The organism is Leisingera sp. F5 (genome assembly GCF_001593695.1).
In genome coordinates this window covers 1-2,452 of sequence record NZ_LUKH01000444.1, presented here as the reverse complement: position 1 = coordinate 2,452, position 2,452 = coordinate 1, and the positions used below count along the sequence as shown (strand labels likewise).

Annotated in this window: 3 protein-coding genes; 1 reads left to right on the top strand and 2 read right to left on the bottom strand. The window is 63.1% G+C overall.

The annotated features are described in order from the left end of the window. Positions 1 to 786 (top strand): phosphate ABC transporter substrate-binding/OmpA family protein (locus A2I95_RS31645; protein ID WP_291736196.1); only part of this gene is annotated, 786 nt, incomplete at its 5' end. 101 nt (positions 787 to 887) lie between these two features. On the opposite strand, the gene radC is transcribed toward A2I95_RS31645, so the two are convergent. Both radC and A2I95_RS31635 read right to left on the bottom strand, forming a co-directional pair. After that, entirely contained in the window at positions 888 to 1,652 is a 765-nt protein-coding gene (radC, locus tag A2I95_RS31640; RefSeq protein WP_027257039.1) for a DNA repair protein RadC, read from the bottom strand. A 207-nt stretch (positions 1,653 to 1,859) separates the two neighbouring features. Beyond that, the coding region (locus A2I95_RS31635; protein ID WP_291736193.1) for a DnaJ C-terminal domain-containing protein at positions 1,860 to 2,452 on the bottom strand (593 nt) is incomplete at its 5' end.

The following is a 2,452-nucleotide window of genomic DNA, read 5'->3' as shown; positions in this document are numbered from 1 at the left end:
GGGTTCACAACACGAATCCGCCGCCATGACCGCAGCAGTACACTTGCCCGCCGGGTTCTCGTCGATCCCTTTGCAATTGGCATCGCCAGCTTTGCTGAGAAAGGCGCGGCGCGGATGCTGACGTTAACGGGCCCTTGCGGGTTCTCTCTGCAGGCCAGCCGCCGGGCAGTAAAGACTGAAGACTATCCGCTGACTGTTCCCATGTTCCTTTACTTGCCGGCCCGTCGCCTGCCCAAAGTTGCGCGGGACTTCCTGGCTTATGTGCGGGGGTCTGCGGCACAAGCAGTAATCCGCCGGGCGGGTTTTGTCGATCAGGCGCCAGAACGGATCCCGGTCAGCCGCCAAGGCCGCCGTCTGGCAAATGCGATCTTGGCGGCGGAGGACAAATCCGGACTGGAGGAACTTCAGCGGATGGTGGCCTTGCTGGGCGCCATGCGGCGGTTGACCATCTCGTTCCGGTTCGAACCTGGATCGACGCGCCCTGATGCACAATCCCGCAGTAACGTCGAGCAGCTGGCCCGCGCGCTGGAGGCAGGAGAGTTCGACGGAAAAGAAATTGTTTTTGCTGGGTTTTCCGATGGGGTCGGACCATCTGAAGGCAATCGGCGGATTGCTTTGAAGCGAGCCGGTGCAGTTCGGGATGCTGTGATCAAAGCAGCAGAGACGGCAGATACAGCCCGGGTGCAGATCAGCACACATGGCTTTGGCGAGGCTTTGCCGATGGCCTGTGACGACAGCGAATGGGGGCGGCAGATTAACCGCCGGGTTGAGGTCTGGGTGCGCTAAGTGCCGGGGCGGCGGGCGGGCTCCCGCGCATTTGACATGGCATCAGAGATGCCCTGTAAATCCTTGGGCCGGGCACCGCGCTGGCGCGCGCTGCGGCAGCGCTAGAGAAGCCCGCGGGCGCGGAAGCTGAGTTCGGTGGATTTTCCGATAATCAAGTGGTCGTGCAAGGTGATGCCAAGGGCGGTCAGGGCGGCCTGGATCTGATCTGTCATACTGAGGTCACTGTCCGAAGGCGTGGGGTCGCCGGATGGATGATTATGGACCAAAATCAAAGCACTAGCATTTATCTCAAGAGCCCGTTTGGCGACTTCTCGGGGGTAAACCGGGACATGGTCGACGGTGCCGCGGGCCTGTTCCTCGTCGGCGATCAGCACGTTCTTGCGGTCCAGGAACAGGATGCGGAATTGCTCGGTCTCGCGGTGCGCCATGGTGGTGTGGCAGTAGTCCAGAAGCGCGTCCCAGCTGGAGATCACCTGGCGCTGCATCACCCGGGCACGGGCCATGCGGTGGGCTGCGGCCTCCAGCACCTTGAGGTCGGTGATCACCGCGTCGCCGATGCCCCGGATCTGCACCAGCCGTTCCGGAGAAGCCGTGACAACGCGGTTGAAATCTCCAAAAGTATCAAGCAGTTGCCGAGCCAGGGGTTTGACATCGCGGCGCGGGATGGAGCGGAACAGGACCAGTTCCAGCAGTTCGTAATCCGGCATTGCAGCGGCACCGCCCTGCAGGAAACGCTCACGCAGACGGGCGCGGTGGTCCTTGATGTAAGAGGGTAGGCGGCCTTGGGGCAGGGGGGCCGCAGAGGCTTCGCCGCTGCCGGGAAACAGCGGCAGCGAAATCTCCTCGAATGCGGGATCCTTGGCCATGGCGCCATGGTGGCGCCATCTTGGTTGAGAAAGTGTTAATGCGCGCCGCGTTGCGGCGCCAGCCGGGGGTGACAGACGTGCACGGCCTGTGCACCCGCTGTACACCGCAGCGGTGCGGCATGGGGCAGGCAGAGCACAAAAGAAAAGCGCCCCTGATAGGGGCGCTTTCTGCAGTAACCATCCAGTGGATGGTTTTCCGGGCGCGCCTCAGCCCTTCATCCCATCCCAGAAGCTTTTCACTGAAGAGAAGAAGCTGCGGGATTCAGGGTTGGTGTTGTCCTCGGACATTTCCTCGAACTCGCGCAGAAGCTCTTTCTGGCGGGCGGTGAGGTTGACCGGAGTTTCCACCGCCAGTTCGATGAACATGTCGCCGGTGGCACCGCCGCGCAGGGCTGGCATGCCCTTGCTGCGCAGACGCATCTGACGGCCGGACTGGCTGCCTTCGGGGATCTGCACCCGGCCGCGGCCGCCGTCGATGGTCGGCACCTCGATGGAGCCGCCAAGGGCTGCCTTGGCCATGCTGACCGGCACCCGGCAGTAAAGATTGTTGCCGTCGCGCTCGAATAGGGCGTGCGGAGCCACCTCGACAAAGATGTAGAGGTCTCCCGGAGGGCCGCCGCGCAGGCCGGCTTCGCCTTCGCCGGCGAGGCGGATGCGGGTGCCGGTTTCCACTCCTGCCGGAATGTTCACCGACAGTGAGCGGTCCTTTTCGACCCGGCCGTGGCCGTGGCAGGATTTGCACGGGTTTTTGATGATCTGACCCAGGCCCGAACAGGTCGGGCAGGTGCGTTCAACGGTGA